The sequence below is a fragment of the Winogradskyella sp. genome (assembly GCF_016744625.1).
Taxonomy (GTDB): Bacteria; Bacteroidota; Bacteroidia; order Flavobacteriales; family Flavobacteriaceae; genus Winogradskyella.
Window position 1 is genome coordinate 13,494 of the sequence record NZ_JADGDZ010000037.1, and the last position, 16,958, is coordinate 30,451.

A 16,958-nucleotide genomic window follows, 5' to 3' on the forward strand; every position below is an offset into this window, starting at 1 on the left:
TAACAGCTATTTATGAAGCTTAAGCTGTATCCGTTTTCTAGCCACATCAACTTCCAAAACCTTCACGATAATTTGTTGGTGTAAGTGTACATGCTCATTTACATCCTTTACAAAACTATCACTTAGATTAGAAACGTGAATAAGACCACTTTCTTTAATCCCAACATCTACAAAACAACCAAAATTAGTAATGTTATTTACAATACCTGGTAGTAATTGCCCAGAATGTAAGTCTATAATCGTTTTTATATTCTGATTAAAAGTGAACACCTTGGCTTGCTCTCTAATATCTAATCCAGGTTTTTCTAATTCTTTAATAATATCTTGAAGCGTAGGTAAGCCAACTGTTTCTGTATAATATTTTTTTAAATCTATGTTTTGAAGTATAGCTTTATTACCAATTAATTCTTGAAGTGACACACCTTCATCTTTAGCCATTTTTTCGACTATTTTATAAGCCTCTGGATGGACAGAAGAATTATCTAAAGGATTTTTAGCATCTCTAATTCTTAAAAAACCAGCAGCTTGTTCGTACGCTTTTCCTCCTAATCGAGGTACATTTTTAATGTCTTTTCTCGATTTAAAAGCTCCATTTTCGTTTCTGTAATTAAAAATGTTTTCGGCTAGTTTTGGTCCAATACCAGATACAGAACTCAGTAGAGGAGTACTTGCGGTATTGATATTAACACCAACAGCATTTACACAATTTTCTACCACAACATCGAGTTGCTTTTGAAGCTTTGTTTGGTCTACATCGTGTTGATATTGTCCAACTCCAATAGATTTGGCATCGATTTTAACCAATTCCGCTAAAGGATCTTGTAAACGTCGTCCTATAGAAACAGAACCTCTAACCGTAATATCGTAATTTGGAAATTCTTCTCGCGCAATTTTTGATGCTGAATAAATACTTGCTCCTGCTTCACTCACTACAAAAACCTGAATATCGTTTTTAAATTGAATTTTACGAATTATAGCTTCAGTTTCTCTAGAGGCAGTTCCATTACCTATCGCAATAGCTTCTATTTTATAAGCTTCAGCTAAAGACGAAATCTTTTTTATAGCTCCAATACTATCGTTTTTTGGAGCATGTGGATAAATAGTTTCATTGTGTTTTAAAGTACCTTGCGCATCTAAACAAACCACTTTACAACCAGTTCTAAATCCTGGATCTATAGCCAAAACACGTTTTTCGCCAATTGGAGAGCCTAATAATAATTGTTTTAAATTTTTAGCAAAAACTGTAATTGCAGATTCGTCTGCTTTTTCTTTTGCATTGTTTAATGCTTCGTTGCTTAATGATGGAAATAATAAGCGTTTGTAAGCATCAGAAATTGCTAATTCTATCTGGTCAGCACAAGCATTGTTACTGCGTATAATTCTATTGTGAATATACTCTAAAGCACGAATATCATCAATTTCAATTTTCACACGAATATAATTTTCTCCTTCAGCTCTTAGAATAGCTAATAATCTGTGAGAAGGAATTCTACTCAAACTCTCAGACCAATCAAAATAGTCTCTAAATTTTTGAGCTTTTTCGTCTTCGTCTTTAGATTTTACAACTTTGGTGGTTATTTGAGCATGGCGTTCTAACTGATTTCGCAGATTTGTTCTAATATCTGATCGCTCATTAATCCACTCAGCAATAATATGTCTTGCACCTTCTAGTGCATCGTTAGCGTTAGTAACATCTCCTTTTAAATACTTGTATGCAATGGATTCTACATCATTTGCTTTTTGGCTCATTATGATTTTAGCCAAAGGCTCTAATCCATTTTTACGAGCGGTTTCGGCTTTTGTTTTTCGCTTCTTCTTGTATGGTAAATAGATATCCTCAAGTGTTATTAAATCTTGAGTTTTTTCAATCTTTTGTTTTAATTCTTCGGTTATTACATCTTGTTCTTCGAGCGCTTTTAGAATTGCTTTTTTTCGTTTTTCTAAAGCTTCAAATTGCTCTTTGTATTTTACAATATCACCAACTTGTACTTCATCTAAGTTTCCTGTGGCTTCCTTTCTGTAACGCGAAATGAAAGGAATAGTACAGTCTTCGTTAAGTAAAGTTATTGTGTTTTTAACAGAAGATTCTGGTAATTGGGTATTTGAAATTATAAATTTTAATAATTGCGTCATTAGATGTTAACTAATCTGTAATCCATTAGAAACTTCATCCTTATCAGGATTCACAAACACCAAATTGCCACCTACATCTTCAGTCATTAAAATCATACCTTGACTTTCAACTCCACGTAATGCTCTTGGTGCTAAGTTTACCAATACAGTAACACGTTTTCCTATAATATCTTCTGGCTTAAAGCTTTCAGCAATACCAGAAACGATAGTCCTAGTATCAATACCTGTATTTACTTTTAAAACTAAAAGCTTTTTAGTTTTTGGCATTTTTTCTGCTTCTAAAATAGTGCCAACTCTAATATCTAGTTTTGTAAAATCATCGAAAGTAATTTCTTCTTTTTGAGGTTCTGTAACTTTTTTAGCTGCTTCATTAGCTTTTTTGCTCGCTACTAGTTTCGCTAGTTGAGCTTCAATTTGAGAATCTTCAATTTTGGAAAATAAAAGTTCTCCTTTTCCTATTTTATGTTCTGCAGGAAGTAATACTTCTGTTGAGACGATATCCTCCCATTTAGATTCTGAGTCAAGTTCTGAATGGCAAAGGATGTCTTTAAGTTTAGTTGAAGTAAACGGTAAAAAAGGCTCACTTAAAGTGGCCAAAGCAGATGCAATTTGTAGTGCAACAAACATTACGGTTTGTGTACGTGCTTCATCTGTTTTAATTGTTTTCCAAGGCTCTTCGTCTGCAAGATATTTGTTTCCAAGTCGTGCTAAGTTCATAAGCTCTTGGCTCGCTTCTCTAAAACGATAGCGCTCAATAGAACTAGAAATAACCGCAGGATAAGCTTTTAACGTGGCTAAAGTCGTTTCGTCAATTTCTTTATAATCTGATGGCTGTGGCACAATGCCATCGTAATATTTGTTTGTTAAGACTACAACTCTGTTTATAAAGTTTCCGAAAATAGCAACCAATTCATTATTATTTCTGGCTTGAAAATCTTTCCAAGTAAAATCGTTATCCTTTGTTTCTGGTGCATTAGCCGTTAAAGCATAACGCAACACATCTTGTTGATTTGGAAAATCTATTAAATAATCTGGTAACCAAACAGCCCAATTTTTTGAAGTAGAAAGTTTGTTGCCTTCGAGATTTAAAAACTCATTAGCTGGTACGTTTTCTGGCAAAATATAAGAGCCTTCTGCCTTTAACATTGAAGGGAATATAATACAGTGAAACACAATATTATCCTTACCTATAAAGTGAATGAGTTTAGTGTTTTCATCTTTCCAATAGTCTTCCCAATTTTTACCTTCTCGTGCTGCCCATTCTTTAGTTGCAGAGATGTAACCAATAGGAGCATCAAACCAAACATAAAGCACTTTACCTTCTCCACCATCTACAGGAACCGGAATTCCCCAATCTAAATCCCTTGTTACTGCTCTTGGTCGTAATCCATCATCAATCCAAGATTTTACTTGTCCGTACACATTAGGTTTCCAGTCTTTTTTGTGGCCTTTTAAAATCCACTCTCGTAAAAAATCCTCATGCTTATTTAAGGGTAAAAACCAGTGTTTGGTTTCTTTTAAGCTTGGCACATTGCCTGTGATAGCTGATTTTGGGTTTATTAAATCTGTAGCATTATGGCTAGTACCGCAGTTTTCACATTGGTCTCCATAACTTTCTTCATTTCCACATTTTGGGCAAGTTCCTATTACAAAACGATCTGCTAAAAACTGATTTACTTCTGCATCGTATAATTGTTCTGAAACTTCTTCTACAAATTCGTTTTTATTGTATAAAGTTTTAAAAAATTCTGACGCTGTATCGTGATGAATTTTATCTGAAGTACGTGAGTAATTATCAAATGAAATGCCGAACTCTTCAAAAGATTTTTTTATAATAGCATGGTATTTATCTACTATATCTTGTGGAGTAACTCCTTCTTTTTTAGCCTTAATCGTAATTGGCACACCATGTTCATCACTTCCACAAATAAAAGCAACATCATTACCTGTTAATCTTAAGTATCTTGAATAAATATCGGCAGGTACATAAACACCAGCTAAATGACCAATATGTATTGGACCATTTGTATATGGTAATGCTGCTGTTATGGTATATCTTTTTGGTAAACTCATTTGAAAATTACTGTCTGGTCGAGCGTAGTCGAGCCCTTAATTATTATAAAAAACCTCTCGACTACGCTCGAGGGGATAGGTTGACTATCTTAATGTTTTTACAACTAAATTAATGGACAAAAGTACGCAATATAAAGGCTACTTAGAAACGTGCATTTGCATATTTTAAACGTGAAAAAAAATGTACATTTACAAAAAGCAGTTTTTATGATTTTGAGACCACATATTATATTTCTATATTTTGCTATTGGCTTAGTCGTAAATGTAAATGCTCAAAATGAAACTGATAATTCTATTGAAATGACATCAGAATTAATTCAACCACCATATTTAAAAGTAGGCGATACTGTTGCTATTGTTGCGCCATCTGGTATATTAAAAAATCGTGAACGCGAAGTGCAACAAGCTGTTGATTTATTAAATAGTTGGGGTTTACATACCATTGTAGGGAAACATGTATTTAGTAAATCGGATCATTTTGCAGGTACAGATGACGAGCGTTGTGAGGATTTACAAAATGCGATGGATGATCCTAAAATTAGTGCGATTTGGTGTGCAAGAGGTGGTTATGGAACAGTTAGAATTTTAGAAAAATTAGATTACACGAAATTTAAAGACAATCCAAAATGGGTCATTGGTTACAGTGATATTACAGCTTTACACAACCAAGTGCATAATGAAGGCTTTCAGTCATTACACGCTTTAATGTGTGTAAGTTTAACTAAGGATTTAAGTGAGATTGAATATTCAATAGAAACTTTTAAATCAGCTCTATTTGGAAACCCAACAGATTACACCTTAGAAAGTTCTAATTATAATAGAACAGGCGAAGCTTCTGGTCCATTGGTCGGTGGAAATTTAACCATGCTCCATACAATGTTAGGCTCTAAAGAGAGTATAGATACCTCAGGAAAAATCTTGTTTATTGAAGAAATAGGGGAGTACAAATATCATATAGATCGTATGCTTCAAAGTATGAAACGTGCTGGTTATTTTGATAACTGTAATGGACTCATTGTTGGTGGTATGTCCAAAATGCGAAAGAACACCACGCTTTGGGGAACTTCTGTAGAACAACTGATATTGGATGCTTTGGCTGATTATGATTTCCCTATTGCATTTGGTATGCCTGCTGGTCATGAGAAAAAGAATTTAGCAATGACCTTTGGCAAAAAGGTAGAGTTGAAGGTTTCTGAGGATAAGACGTTGTTTAGTTTTAAAAACTAAGTAAAATGAATTTTTATGACCTTAATAAAGAAGAACGTAATCAACTTGTTAAAAAAATTAATCAAGATATTGAAGTTGATTTAAAACAGAACAATACTGAAAATATTCTAAACTACTTTTCAGACGAAGACACTTACATTCGTAAAGCTGGTTATTTAGCTATTGGTAAAATTTTCTACGGACTGCCACAATTACAAGCTGGAATCTTTTCGACCTTAAGATTACTTTTTCAATCAGAAGACGAACTCATTAGACAAACTGTTATTAATGCAGCTGGTGAAATAGGGAAATTTCATTTTGAAAAGATTCAAGATTTTATGGATGCTGGTTTGTTTGATAATCATCATCGTGTAAGAAATGCAGTCATTGGTTCTATTAAGAAAATGGGAGAGCGTAATCCTGTACTAGTTTTAGATTGGGCAAAAGGATACCTTAAACATTCAGACAAAGAGATAAGACGAGAGATTTGTCATGGTATTGAATTGAGAGGAAGAACACATCCTCAAGATGTTCTACCACTATTAAAGGAGCTCGAGTTTGATGAAACCAAACGTGTTTCTGATACATTAATTCATGTGCTTGGTCAAATAGCATACAAACGAGGTTGCTTACAAACAGTGGTGTCACATCTTAATACATGGCAGAATAAAACTTTAGTACAAAAAGCATTGGATGAAATTGTGGATGTCCATAACCGCTATAAAAAATTCTCTGTGTTAACCCAACAAGAAGCAATTGATTATATTGATACTAACTATAGAATATAATTAAAAAGAATAAATGTGCAGGATGAGACTCCTGCTTTCGCAAGAACTAGATGGCACAACACAATGAACTTGGTAAAAAAGGAGAGCAACTTGCTGTAAATTTTCTTATTAAAGAAGGTTATAAGATTATAGAACGCAATTATCGTTTTGATAAAGCTGAAGTAGATATCATAGCATCTAAAAATGATATATTGGCTATTGTCGAAGTAAAGACGCGTTCTACTACAGATTTTGGGAACCCACAAGATTTTGTAAAACCAAAACAAATAAAAAACTTAGTAAAAGCGGTAGATGAATATGTTGTTGAAAATGACTTAGACTTGGAAGTTCGTTTTGATATTATTGCTATAGTTAGAGAGAAAAAGGGATATAAAATTGAGCATTTAGAAAATGCTTTTTATCACTTTTAGATGTATAAGTGAATAACAGTAATAAAGAGACTATAAAAGAGTATGTTAACAACCATATCTTTTGTCTTTAAATTTTTAAAACGGATGAGTTCCTTTTTTATAATATCGCTACATATCACAGAACCAATGAGAATCACTCCTAGGAATATAAACCAATATAATGATTGTGGATAAGGCAAGGTCATGTTTGTAATTAAAAACAAAACTACTAACCCACCAGCTATTAAAAGTCGCTTTTCATCCTTAACATTTAAATTATTTCTCAAGGATACATCTCTCAATTTAAAAAAAATTAAGCTAGAGATAATCACTATAAACACAATGGTAAATGTCATTCTTGTTCTTTGTATAAAACTAACAATTATATAGCAGTTTGAAAAACCAAATTAAGGTTTTATTTGTAAAAATTCATTTCATCTATATAATGCCACACATTATCGGACAACATTGGCTGAACATTTTTTCCAACCTTGATTTCTTGCCTTATAAACGTAGAAGATAGCTCCATTATTGGTGCAGAAACGTTAATAATTTTTGGGTGTTTGTTAAATTGTGTATCAATTTTTCCTTTAGAAAGTCTTGGGTAAACGTATATATTATAATTCTCTAAAATGAGCTCGTAATTTTTCCATTTATGAAAACTTTTTAGATTGTCTTCTCCCATGATTAATGCAAACTCATGCTCAGGAAATTTCTCAAAAAGATAAGTGAGAGTATCTATAGTGTAATTGGGCTGTTTTAAACCAAACTCAATATCACAAGGTCTAAGTTTTGCATAATCTTTTGTAGCGCGATATACCATCTCTAGTCGTTGATGGTTATCTAATAGGCTACTTTTCTTCTTAAAAGGGCTTAAAGGAGTTACAACAAACCAAACTTGGTCCAAATCACTATGTTCTGCTAGATGGTTAGCAATGGTTAAGTGACCTACGTGAATAGGATTAAAGGTGCCAAAATATAAACCAATCTTCATATTATTTTGCTATAAAGCCTGAAACTAAAGTATAAGCATTTTCTAGAGCCTTATCTAAATCAGCGTTAACAACAATAACATCAAAGAGTGGAGCTGTTGCTAATTCTGCTGGTGCTTTTGCAACACGCATACTTATTTTTTCTTCACTTTCTTCACCTCTGTCTTTAAGTCGTCTTACCAATTCGTTTAAATCTGGCGGTTTTACAAAAACAGCTAGTGTCTGGTCTGGGAATTTTCGTTTTATTCTTAAGCCGCCAGAAACATCAATATCAAAAATAACATGTTTTCCTTTTGCCCAAATACGCTCAACCTCTGTTTTTAGAGTACCATAAAAGTTATCTCTATAGACTTCTTCCCATTCTAAAAAGGCATCAGCTTTTATTTTGTTCTTAAACTCTTTTAATGATAGGTAGTAATAATCTTTACCATGTTCTTCATTGCCACGTGCTTCTCTCGATGTGGCAGAAATAGAAAACTCTAAATTGAGTTCTTGTTGTTTTAGTAAATGACGAACTATGGTTGTTTTTCCAGATCCTGATGGTGCTGAAAATACAATGAGCTTTCCTTGTTTTATATTATTTTCTTCTGACACGTATGATAAAATTTACTAATTACTATTAAAGTACATTCAATAATTGTTCCTTAATTTTCTCAAGTTCATCTTTCATCTGAACAACTAATTTTTGCATTGGAGCATAATTAGATTTCGAACCAATCGTATTAATCTCCCTTCCAATTTCTTGAGATATAAAACCGAGTTTTTTACCATTAGAATCATCAGAATTTAAGGATTTAGTAAAATAATCTAAGTGATTATCTAATCTCACTTTTTCTTCAGTGATGTCAAACTTTTCAATGTAATAAACCAACTCTTGTTCAAAACGGTTTTCATCTACCTTTTCTTTAATATCAGAAACACCCTTTTCTAAACGTGCTCTTACTCCATCGATACGATCAGGATCCATAGTAATAACTTCTTTTAATAGACGTCTAAGTGTTGTAATTCTATCAGTAAAGTCTTGTTTTAAAATAGCTCCTTCGTCTTTTCGGTAAATTATAATTTTAGAAATAGCTTCATTTATTTCAGTGTTAATTGTACTCCATTCTTCTTCATCTATTTCATCTCGCTCAGTAGTTATAGCATCTGGTAAGCGAATTGCCATTTTTAAGAGTTCAGTAGCATCTCCATCAACAACATCTTTGAGTTGTTTCATATATTCATTGACTACTGTTTTATTAATCTTAGAGCTGGTGTCTTCGCCTGTAATTTCGACGTATAGCGAAAAATCTACTTTTCCTCTAACAAGACTTTTAGCAATAAGTTTTCTAATAGACAACTCCTTTGCACGATACATGGATGGCATACGTGCATTAAGGTCTAAGCTTTTGCTATTCAGTGATTTTAATTCAATTGATATTTTTTTTGTTGGGAGCTGAAGTACAGATTTCCCATAACCTGTCATGGATTGTATCATTAAGACGATGCTATTAAAGTTGCGCAAAGGTACAAAATTGAACGGTTTTAAAGATGTATTAATCTTTTTAGAAACTCTTATGCGCGCATAAGATACTTTCTTAACTTTGCTTCCGCAATTTGAAAAAAAACATGACGTATAAAAAACAGTTTGAAATTAGATGGAGTGATGTAGATGCTAATGGTCATTTAGCCAATTCTGCTTATACCAATTTTATGAGTCATGCAAGAATGTCGTTCTTTAGTGGATATGGTTTTTCTATGCCAGAGATTAGAAGACATAATGTTGGACCAGTAGTATTTTATGAACATATGTATTATTTTAAAGAGTCTTTTCTCGGAGCACCAATTACAGTTACAATTGAGATTTCTGGATTAAGTGAGGATGGGATGTTGTTTATGTTTGAACATAATTTTTACAATCACAAAGGTGAAAATTTAGCCTATTGCGAAATGCAAGGTGGTTGGATAGACTTAAAAGCAAGAAAGCTAACAGGTTTGCCAGAACCTTTATTAGAATTAGCTCACAAATTCCCAAAATCTGAAGGTTATAAAACGCTTACAAAAGCAGATACGCGTAAGTATGGTGTGCGGCCAAAACCAATGTCGGTTTAAGTACTATTTAAAAACCGAATGTTGCTTAAATGTTTTAATATGAACATTCTTTATAAACGGTTTTAAAATCTGATTTGGGATATATCTTTTATGCTTACAATAACATGTTAAAGCTTTTAGTTCAGCTCCAAGTGTACTTTTAATTTCAGAAGCTGTACGACCTAAGTTAATTTGATCTGATTTGGTTTCAATCCCTAATCGTACATAATCGTTTAAAATCCTTGGGTAAATCGCAAATTCTTTATTGTTAGAATAATCAATACCTATAAAATGGGCATCGAGATGCATTTCATTTTTCATTGCCGAAAGAAATCCAACTAATTTTCCATTTAAAAAATAACCTTTAACAATGAATTTATCTTCAAAAGCTTTTTTAAGATGAATGTAGGTGTCAAGGTTTAGAATTTGGGCATTGAAATCGGCATTATTAATGGTATTTTGATATAACGCCTGAAGTTCATCTTTGTGCGTTTTAATGTCTTCAACCGAGAAGAATTTAGCCTCTAATGTTTCACTTTTAGAATCTGCCTTATTAGCTTTTACTCTGTATTTAGATTTTAGTGCATTTTTATAATCATCAAAAGAGTGCCATTCTGGTTTTAGATAAATAATCATATTAGGCTCTACATGCATTGCAGCATAGTCGTAAGACTTTAAATGATCCGTAATGTAAAGTGATTCGTTTTCAAAGTCTTTAACAAAAACAGCATTGAGTTTTTTTGCGATTTTAGATAATTGCTTTACACCTTCGGCAATAGCTTTAAACGTTTCAATTTTATCTTCACCTTCTTTTAAAAAAGTGCCATATTCGCCACTTAAAAACACATTGCCACAGAATAATACACGGATTTGATTGTTACAAAACATATTGTTTACTAGACGCCTTATCTTAGTAGACATTTTTATGTTTTTGGTGATGGTTTCAATTCCGATGGTTACAACTTGAGTATTGGCAAAAGCTACAGCTTCATCATCCTTTAAAATAAAAATGTAATTAAACTCAATATCTGTATTGGCAAGTTCAAAAGCCTTTAAAAACTCAGGAGAATAATAAATGTTGGTACAACAATCAATACTATCCCAATAAGTTTGTGGAATGGCATTTACCGTTTTAAATATTTTAGATTTTAAAGACAAATTAGTTGACTTTTTTGGGTTTAAGAGAGACTAAATATACACCAGAAAATATAAGAACCATAGTAATGACTTTTATGGCATCTATACTATCTGCTCCCATAGTAATAGCGAATAAACCTGCAATTACTGGTTGCAAGTATATAAATACACCAACGGTTGAAGCCTTGAGTTTATTTAATGCTAAAGGATTAAGTAGATAAGTTCCGAATGTTGCTCCAATAACTACGAAAAGTACAGCAAATGTAGCACTAGGTGTGAATGTTTCCCATTGTACCTCCTGCAATTCGTTATAACCAAAAGGTAATACTATAAAAAACCCGAATAAGAACAACCATTTTATAAACGTAAAAGGATGATATTTTGCAGTTAGTTGTTTAATCAAAATTATATATATACTAAAGAATATAGAATTTATAAAAATAAAAGTATTACCTAGCAAAATATTGTCACCAGCTCTATCAGAATCTCCAAAAAGTGTTAACGCTAAAGCACCAGAAAGTGCTAAGGTTAGACCAATAATTTTTAAAATGGTAATCCTTTCTTTTAAAACGAGTAAGGACAAGATTAAGATAAGTATCGGATTCGTAGTAATTATTGCAGATGCGTGAATAGGTGTTGTTAATTCTACGCCTTTAATAAAGAATAACATATTAACTGAAACGCCACAAACTGCAGCTATAAAAAATTTAAAATAGTCTTTTCGTTCTACTTTTTCTTTTGGCAGCCATAAACTAAATAACCAAAATAATATAGCTGCTCCTCCAACTCTTAAAACCGTTAGAGCAAAAGGTTTTACAAAATTTTCGTTCATTACCGTTTTTGCAAAAGTGTAATTGAGGCCATATAAAATTTGGACTATTAAAAGGGCGAAAATGGCGAAGCCCCTACTTTTCATGTATAGTTTGTTTTGCAGCTTCTACTATTTTTTTAGAATTACCTATAAAGACCTTATTGTTGAATAATATAACTGGACGTTTTAGAAATGTATAATGTTCTAAAATGTAGTTTTTATAGTCGTCTTCTGTAAGTGATTTGTCTTTTAATTCAAGCTCTTTATATAATCTTGCACGTTTACTAAATAGACTTTCGTAACTATCCGTTAGATCTCTCATGCCCTGAATTTGAACTTCAGTCATCGGTTCCGTTTTTATATCTTGAAGTATAAATCCTTCAGGCAAATTGAGCTCAGTAATAATTCTTGTACAAGTATTACAAGTACTTAAATAATATATTTTTTTCATATCCGAAATCTATATAATTTTGAAAGCACAAAGTAACCGTAATTAATACGAATTTTAATTACATTTAAGAAAAATATAATCTTATGGATTACGCATTTGATGTAGCTATAAAAAACAGAAAACTATTAGAAAGTTTTATTGAGAATCACACCTTAGAAGAATTAAATAAAGTGCCTCAAGGATTCAATAATAATATCATTTGGAATATTGTACATACAATTGTTACACAGCAGCTATTAATATACAATTTATCAGAACTTCCAATGCTTCTCTCAGAAGAAATGATAACAGCATACAGAAAAGGAACCAAGGCAGAGCGAGATTTATCTCAAGCAGAGGTTGATACTGTAAAAGGGTTATTGTTTTCTACGATTGAGAAAACTAAGGAGGATTATGACAATAAAATTTTTCAATCATATAATCAATACAGAGTCAGTACTAAAAGTACGTTAAGCAATGTTGAAGAAGCTATAGAATTCAATAATTTTCATGAAGGCATTCATTTAGGTTATATTCTAGCACTTAGAAAATCGTTATAGATAAATGGAATATTACTCAATCGCCACAATTTTAATAGTTCTATCAGCAATCTTTGGTTATATAAATGTCAAGTTTTTAAAACTTCCGATTACAATTGGCTTAATGTTAATAACCATCGTATTTACTGTAGTTTTGATTGGTATTGGTCAGTTCGATGACACTCTTCTTATAAGAGAAAAAGAATTTATTTCTAGCATTGATTTTGAAACTGTTTTGCTCGATATTATGTTGAGTTTTTTACTTTTTGCAGGAGCTTTGCACACCAACTTTAATCAGTTAAAGATTCAACGAGGACCCATTTTAGCTTTCGCAACATTAGGAGTTTTGATTTCTACATTTTTAGTAGGTATTGTAATGTTTTATGTATTGCAATGGATGGAATTAAATATAGAATTCATTTACTGTTTATTATTTGGTGCTTTAATATCTCCTACAGACCCAATAGCTGTATTAGGGATTTTAAAAAAAGCAGGAGCTCCAAAAAAATTAGAAACCAAAATTGTTGGCGAATCATTATTTAATGATGGAGTAGGAGTTGTAGTTTTCTTAACCATTTTTGCTATTGCTGCAAAGCCAAATGCTGCGATTGAGTTTTCTGAAATCGCAACCTTATTTGGTCAAGAAGTTATAGGTGGTGTAGCTTTAGGATTATTAATTGGTTGGATTACTTATAGATTAATGAAATCTATAGATAACTACGAAGTGGAAGTGATTTTAACTATTGCAACTGTAATGGGAGGAACAATGCTAGCGCATAAATTTCATTTATCTGCGCCTTTAGCTATGGTAACAGCAGGTCTTATTGTTGGTAATGATACGGTTAGAAACTCAGCGATGTCTGAAACAACAGAAGCTTATGTTGATAAATTTTGGGAGCTTATAGATGTCCTTTTAAATACTATTTTGTTTGTAATGATTGGTATGGAAATGTTGGTTTTAACTTTAGAAGGAAAATATATTTATGCCGGACTTTTAGCCATTCCGATAATTTTAATGTGTCGCTATATCTCTTTATGGTTACCTATTAAGTTCTTTGCAAAGCGATTAGACTTTGTGCCAAAAACAAATTTAATAATGACTTGGGGAGGATTACGAGGAGGTATTTCTATTGCTTTAGCGCTGAGTCTAACTCAAGAAATGCATAGAGAATTGTTCTTAGTAATTACTTATATAGTTGTTATTGTATCTATTGTAGGACAAGGTTTAACAGTAGAACCAATTATAAAACGATTAACAAGAAAAGCGGATTAATTAACTTTTAGATAAGATTCCACGTCTTCAAACGGAATAACAAATTCAGTATAACCTTGGTTGTAGGATGCAACTTCGTAAACGTTGTAAAGTAAAACGAAACCATCTTGGCTAAAGCCAATGTTTTCTGGTAGTTGAAATGGTTTTCCAAAAAAGAAGTCTTCCATTTTTAAATTGTCTTCTTCAACTTCTAAGGATTTTATAAAATGAGTTTTTGCTAAGGCTTTAAAATCATCTACACTCTCTATAATATCATTTTGATTTAGGATTTCTCCAGTTTTAGCATTCAGATTTAGGAACTCAATTTTATCGTTGCCATGTGCACCACCTTTAAATTCATAAGAGCTAATAGCTATGGTAATAACGTCTTTAGATTGATAGGTTAATTCGGTTTCAACACTCAATTCCCAAACAAGTTCTGAAGCCTCTGGAAAATCTTTTTTAAAGCTGATGTATTCTGAATTAAAATCTTTTAAGACTGTGTTTAAATCCGTCTTGTTTTCAGATGAATTTAAAGTGCTGATGATGGTGCTTTCAATATTACTGTTAATAGCTTCACTAAGCTCATTTCCCCCTTTTGCTTTATCATAAGAAACCATAATATCGGCTTCAAATGTATTGTCAATCGAGGTTGTTTTAAAAGTAGCAGGCTTAAATTCAGAAGTACACGAATTCAAAAGCATTAAAAAAACTAAAAAAGAGAATACTTGTTTCAATATTTAGATTAGATTTTGTTAAACATTCAATAAAGGTATTGCATAGATTTGAATAGAACGAATTATAGGTTTAATTTGTTGTGCTTAAAATGACCTTTGGTGTAAAGCTGATGACTTAGGATGTTCTATGTGATCGGTTAAAAATAATAAATAGCAACACATGAAATTCAACACAAAAACAATACATGGAGGTCAAGAGCACGATCCTGCATACGGATCTGTAATGCCGCCAATTTATCAAACTTCAACTTATGCACAAACGACTCCTGGTGGTCATAAAGGGTATGAATATTCTAGAACACACAATCCAACAAGAAATGCCTTAGAAAATGCTTTTGCGAGTATAGAAAATGGAAATCATGGATTAGCATTTGGTTCTGGTTTGGCTGCAATTGATGCAATTCTAAAACTATTGAAAGCTGGAGATGAGGTGGTTTCTACTAATGATTTATATGGAGGGACTTACCGTTTATTTACTAAAATATATGAAGACTTTGGGATAAAGTTTCATTTCATTGGTATGAAAAATGCAGAGCGTATTGAAGATTATATTAATGTTAACACTAAGTTGATTTGGGTAGAGACACCAACTAATCCAATGATGAATATCATTGACATTTTAACAACAGCTAAAATTGCAAAGAAACACAAGGTATTGCTAGCTGTAGACAATACTTTTGCTACTCCTTATTTACAACGACCTTTAGATTTAGGCGCTGATATAGTAATGCATTCTGCTACAAAGTATCTTGGAGGTCATAGTGATTTGGTAATGGGAGCTTTGATTGTAAAAGATAAGGATTTAGCAGATCGTTTATGTTTTATTCAAAATGCTAGTGGTGCAATTTGTGGTCCACAAGATTCATTTTTAGCTTTAAGAGGGATAAAAACTTTACATATACGTATGCAACGTCATTGTGAAAACGGAAAAGCTGTTGCAGAATATTTAGAGAATCACCCAAAAATTAAAAATGTGTATTGGCCAGGTCTTAAAGATCATCCAAATCACGAGATCGCAAAATCTCAGATGAATGATTTTGGAGGTATGGTATCATTTACAACGAGAAGAAATAATTATAAAGAAGCTATTAAAATTGTTGAAAACTTAAAAATATTCACACTAGCAGAATCTCTTGGAGGAGTTGAGTCATTAGCAGGTCATCCTGCAAGTATGACGCACGCAAGTATTCCTAAGGAAGAGCGAGAAAGAACAGGTGTTGTAGATTCTTTAATTAGATTAAGCGTTGGTATTGAAGATAAAGACGATTTAATTGCAGATTTAAAACAAGCAATAGGGTAACTAATATAAATCCTAAATAACAAAAAAGGCCAAATCTTGTGATTTGGTCTTTTTTGTATACTATTATTATTTTAAGGTTTTAGTCGAGGTAATAAATGTACCCAAAGTTTAACCACACGAGCCAATCATTAGATTTATTTGATGCTAACTGATGATCAAGTCCGTCAGTTGCATTGCTAAAGAAATATTGAAACCTTAGGTCAACCATTAAGTCAGAAAGGATAGTGAGCTTATACCTTGTCCCTATACTAGAAACCACTGACCATGTAGATCCACTTTGGTCACTTACAGAACCTGGTTCCCACCTTGAGTAAAAGTTGTTAGTATTTTCGATATTTGTGTCACCATAGGTAGTCGTTACACTTGGGTTATAAGATACATAATGTGTGCCTAAGCTTGCGAATGGAGCAAAAGAATAAGCTCCGGCAGAAAAAGCCCTAATACTTCTTGGGAAAAATTCTAATTGCATTCCAATATCCCAATTTTGAGCCTCGCCAGAATGTGCTCTTAATCGATCAGCGTCATCACTAGTTCTACTTGGATCTACCCACTTTCCGAAATGGTTAAGTGTTGTTTTATTCCAAGCTATTTCACTTCGTAATTTAAAATGGTCGTTAAAATAAGTGTCAGTTGTATAACAGTTACAATCGGCGCGATAAGCAAAGTTGATGTAATGAACAATCCCAATTCCAAAGCCTGTATTTCCAGAATTTGTTTCAAAATCATAACGGATACCAAAATCCGATTGATAGGCAATAGGGCCAGCAATAACGCCTATTTCGTGAGAAAACCCTAATTGAGCATAGCTCAATTGCATAAATAAAAGCAATGCAAATGGAAGGAATAGTTTTTTTATGTTTCTGATCATATAAATCTAAAATTGAGACTCTTGCCGAACAAATATATAAAAACTCGACGAACTACCAAGTAAAACGGATAAAATGCACTTTTTATTATATTTTTCAAATAATTTACGAAGCTCTTTATCTAACTCTTCCATTTTTTCATCAGATAAGTTTTTTTCCATTTCTAAACTATCTGTTGTAAATGAAGTAAAATATTTTTTTATTGCCAAATGTTTCAATATATACCCCTTATCAC

At 32.4% G+C, this 16,958-nt stretch carries 19 protein-coding genes; 7 read left to right on the forward strand and 12 right to left on the reverse strand.

What is annotated here, in order from left to right; all coding sequences use genetic code 11:
* Window positions 1-6 precede the first annotated feature (6 nt).
* On the reverse strand, window positions 7-2,133 hold the full coding sequence (locus QZZ53_RS09335; protein ID WP_296383897.1) for a Tex family protein: 2,127 nt from the start codon (window positions 2,131-2,133) through the stop codon (window positions 7-9).
* Window positions 2,134-2,139: 6 nt separating this feature from the next.
* On the reverse strand, window positions 2,140-4,206 hold the full coding sequence (metG, locus tag QZZ53_RS09340; protein WP_296383899.1) for a methionine--tRNA ligase: 2,067 nt from the start codon (window positions 4,204-4,206) through the stop codon (window positions 2,140-2,142).
* Between the two features lie 171 nt (window positions 4,207-4,377).
* Between metG and QZZ53_RS09345 the strand changes: the two genes are divergently transcribed.
* From QZZ53_RS09345 to QZZ53_RS09355, 3 genes are read left to right on the forward strand one after another with little or no spacing between them, the layout of a single operon-like run.
* Complete coding sequence (locus QZZ53_RS09345) at window positions 4,378-5,433, forward strand: LD-carboxypeptidase (RefSeq protein WP_365940508.1); 1,056 nt, start codon at window positions 4,378-4,380, stop codon at window positions 5,431-5,433.
* A gap of 5 nt (window positions 5,434-5,438) precedes the next feature.
* On the forward strand, window positions 5,439-6,200 hold the full coding sequence (locus QZZ53_RS09350; protein WP_296383901.1) for a HEAT repeat domain-containing protein: 762 nt from the start codon (window positions 5,439-5,441) through the stop codon (window positions 6,198-6,200).
* A gap of 50 nt (window positions 6,201-6,250) precedes the next feature.
* Window positions 6,251-6,610 carry a YraN family protein gene (locus QZZ53_RS09355; RefSeq protein WP_296383903.1) on the forward strand — a complete coding sequence of 120 codons (360 nt, stop codon included), beginning with the start codon at window positions 6,251-6,253 and terminating at the stop codon, window positions 6,608-6,610.
* Here the strand turns inward: QZZ53_RS09355 and QZZ53_RS09360 are convergent.
* From QZZ53_RS09360 to QZZ53_RS09375, 4 genes are read right to left on the reverse strand one after another with little or no spacing between them, the layout of a single operon-like run.
* Window positions 6,607-6,945, reverse strand: coding sequence for a hypothetical protein (locus tag QZZ53_RS09360; protein ID WP_296383905.1), 339 nt, complete (start codon window positions 6,943-6,945; stop codon window positions 6,607-6,609). The genes QZZ53_RS09355 and QZZ53_RS09360 overlap by 4 nt on opposite strands.
* A 59-nt stretch (window positions 6,946-7,004) precedes the next feature.
* Window positions 7,005-7,583: a nicotinate (nicotinamide) nucleotide adenylyltransferase gene (gene nadD, locus QZZ53_RS09365; RefSeq protein ID WP_296383907.1), complete on the reverse strand. Its 579-nt coding sequence runs from the start codon at window positions 7,581-7,583 to the stop codon at window positions 7,005-7,007.
* Between the two features lies 1 nt (window position 7,584).
* Window positions 7,585-8,157: a guanylate kinase gene (gene gmk / locus QZZ53_RS09370; protein ID WP_296383936.1), complete on the reverse strand. Its 573-nt coding sequence runs from the start codon at window positions 8,155-8,157 to the stop codon at window positions 7,585-7,587.
* Between the two features lie 43 nt (window positions 8,158-8,200).
* The gene (locus QZZ53_RS09375; protein WP_296383909.1) at window positions 8,201-9,058 is read right to left on the reverse strand and encodes a YicC/YloC family endoribonuclease; all 858 of its coding nucleotides are present in this window, start codon (window positions 9,056-9,058) and stop codon (window positions 8,201-8,203) included.
* A 131-nt stretch (window positions 9,059-9,189) separates the two neighbouring features.
* Here QZZ53_RS09375 and QZZ53_RS09380 point away from each other — a divergent pair, with 131 nt between their 5' ends.
* A complete protein-coding gene (locus QZZ53_RS09380; RefSeq protein ID WP_296383912.1) occupies window positions 9,190-9,672 on the forward strand; it encodes an acyl-CoA thioesterase in 483 nt (160 codons plus the stop codon).
* Window positions 9,673-9,675: 3 nt separating this feature from the next.
* Here the strand turns inward: QZZ53_RS09380 and QZZ53_RS09385 are convergent, their stop codons facing one another.
* The 3 genes from QZZ53_RS09385 to QZZ53_RS09395 are packed head-to-tail and all read right to left on the reverse strand — an operon-like array spanning window position 9,676 to window position 12,050.
* Entirely contained in the window at window positions 9,676-10,809 is a 1,134-nt protein-coding gene (locus QZZ53_RS09385; protein WP_296383914.1) for a peptidogalycan biosysnthesis protein, read from the reverse strand.
* A gap of 1 nt (window position 10,810) precedes the next feature.
* Window positions 10,811-11,704, reverse strand: a complete 894-nt coding sequence (locus tag QZZ53_RS09390) for a DMT family transporter (protein ID WP_296383916.1) — start codon at window positions 11,702-11,704, stop codon at window positions 10,811-10,813.
* Window positions 11,694-12,050, reverse strand: coding sequence for an ArsC/Spx/MgsR family protein (locus tag QZZ53_RS09395; protein ID WP_296383918.1), 357 nt, complete (start codon window positions 12,048-12,050; stop codon window positions 11,694-11,696). The genes QZZ53_RS09390 and QZZ53_RS09395 overlap by 11 nt, the downstream gene beginning before the upstream one ends.
* Before the next feature lie 83 nt (window positions 12,051-12,133).
* Between QZZ53_RS09395 and QZZ53_RS09400 the strand changes: the two genes are divergently transcribed.
* On the forward strand, window positions 12,134-12,589 hold the full coding sequence (locus tag QZZ53_RS09400) for a DinB family protein (RefSeq protein WP_296383920.1): 456 nt from the start codon (window positions 12,134-12,136) through the stop codon (window positions 12,587-12,589).
* 4 nt (window positions 12,590-12,593) lie between these two features.
* Window positions 12,594-13,841 (forward strand): sodium:proton antiporter, encoded by a 1,248-nt coding sequence (locus QZZ53_RS09405; protein WP_296383923.1) that lies wholly within the window; start codon window positions 12,594-12,596, stop codon window positions 13,839-13,841.
* On the opposite strand, the gene QZZ53_RS09410 is transcribed toward QZZ53_RS09405, so the two are convergent.
* The gene (locus tag QZZ53_RS09410) at window positions 13,838-14,557 is read right to left on the reverse strand and encodes a DUF3298 and DUF4163 domain-containing protein (protein WP_296383925.1); all 720 of its coding nucleotides are present in this window, start codon (window positions 14,555-14,557) and stop codon (window positions 13,838-13,840) included. The two genes, QZZ53_RS09405 and QZZ53_RS09410, sit on opposite strands and share 4 nt — an antisense overlap.
* Window positions 14,558-14,717: 160 nt before the next feature.
* Here QZZ53_RS09410 and QZZ53_RS09415 point away from each other — a divergent pair, with 160 nt between their 5' ends.
* Window positions 14,718-15,857, forward strand: coding sequence for a cystathionine gamma-synthase (locus tag QZZ53_RS09415; RefSeq protein WP_296383927.1), 1,140 nt, complete (start codon window positions 14,718-14,720; stop codon window positions 15,855-15,857).
* 79 nt (window positions 15,858-15,936) lie between these two features.
* Here QZZ53_RS09415 and QZZ53_RS09420 read toward each other — a convergent pair whose 3' ends face one another.
* Together QZZ53_RS09420 and QZZ53_RS09425 are read right to left on the reverse strand one after the other, a co-directional pair.
* On the reverse strand, window positions 15,937-16,725 hold the full coding sequence (locus QZZ53_RS09420) for a glutamate dehydrogenase (RefSeq protein ID WP_296383929.1): 789 nt from the start codon (window positions 16,723-16,725) through the stop codon (window positions 15,937-15,939).
* A 6-nt stretch (window positions 16,726-16,731) separates the two neighbouring features.
* A partial coding sequence (locus tag QZZ53_RS09425; RefSeq protein WP_296383931.1) for a hypothetical protein occupies window positions 16,732-16,958 on the reverse strand: 227 nt, incomplete at its 5' end.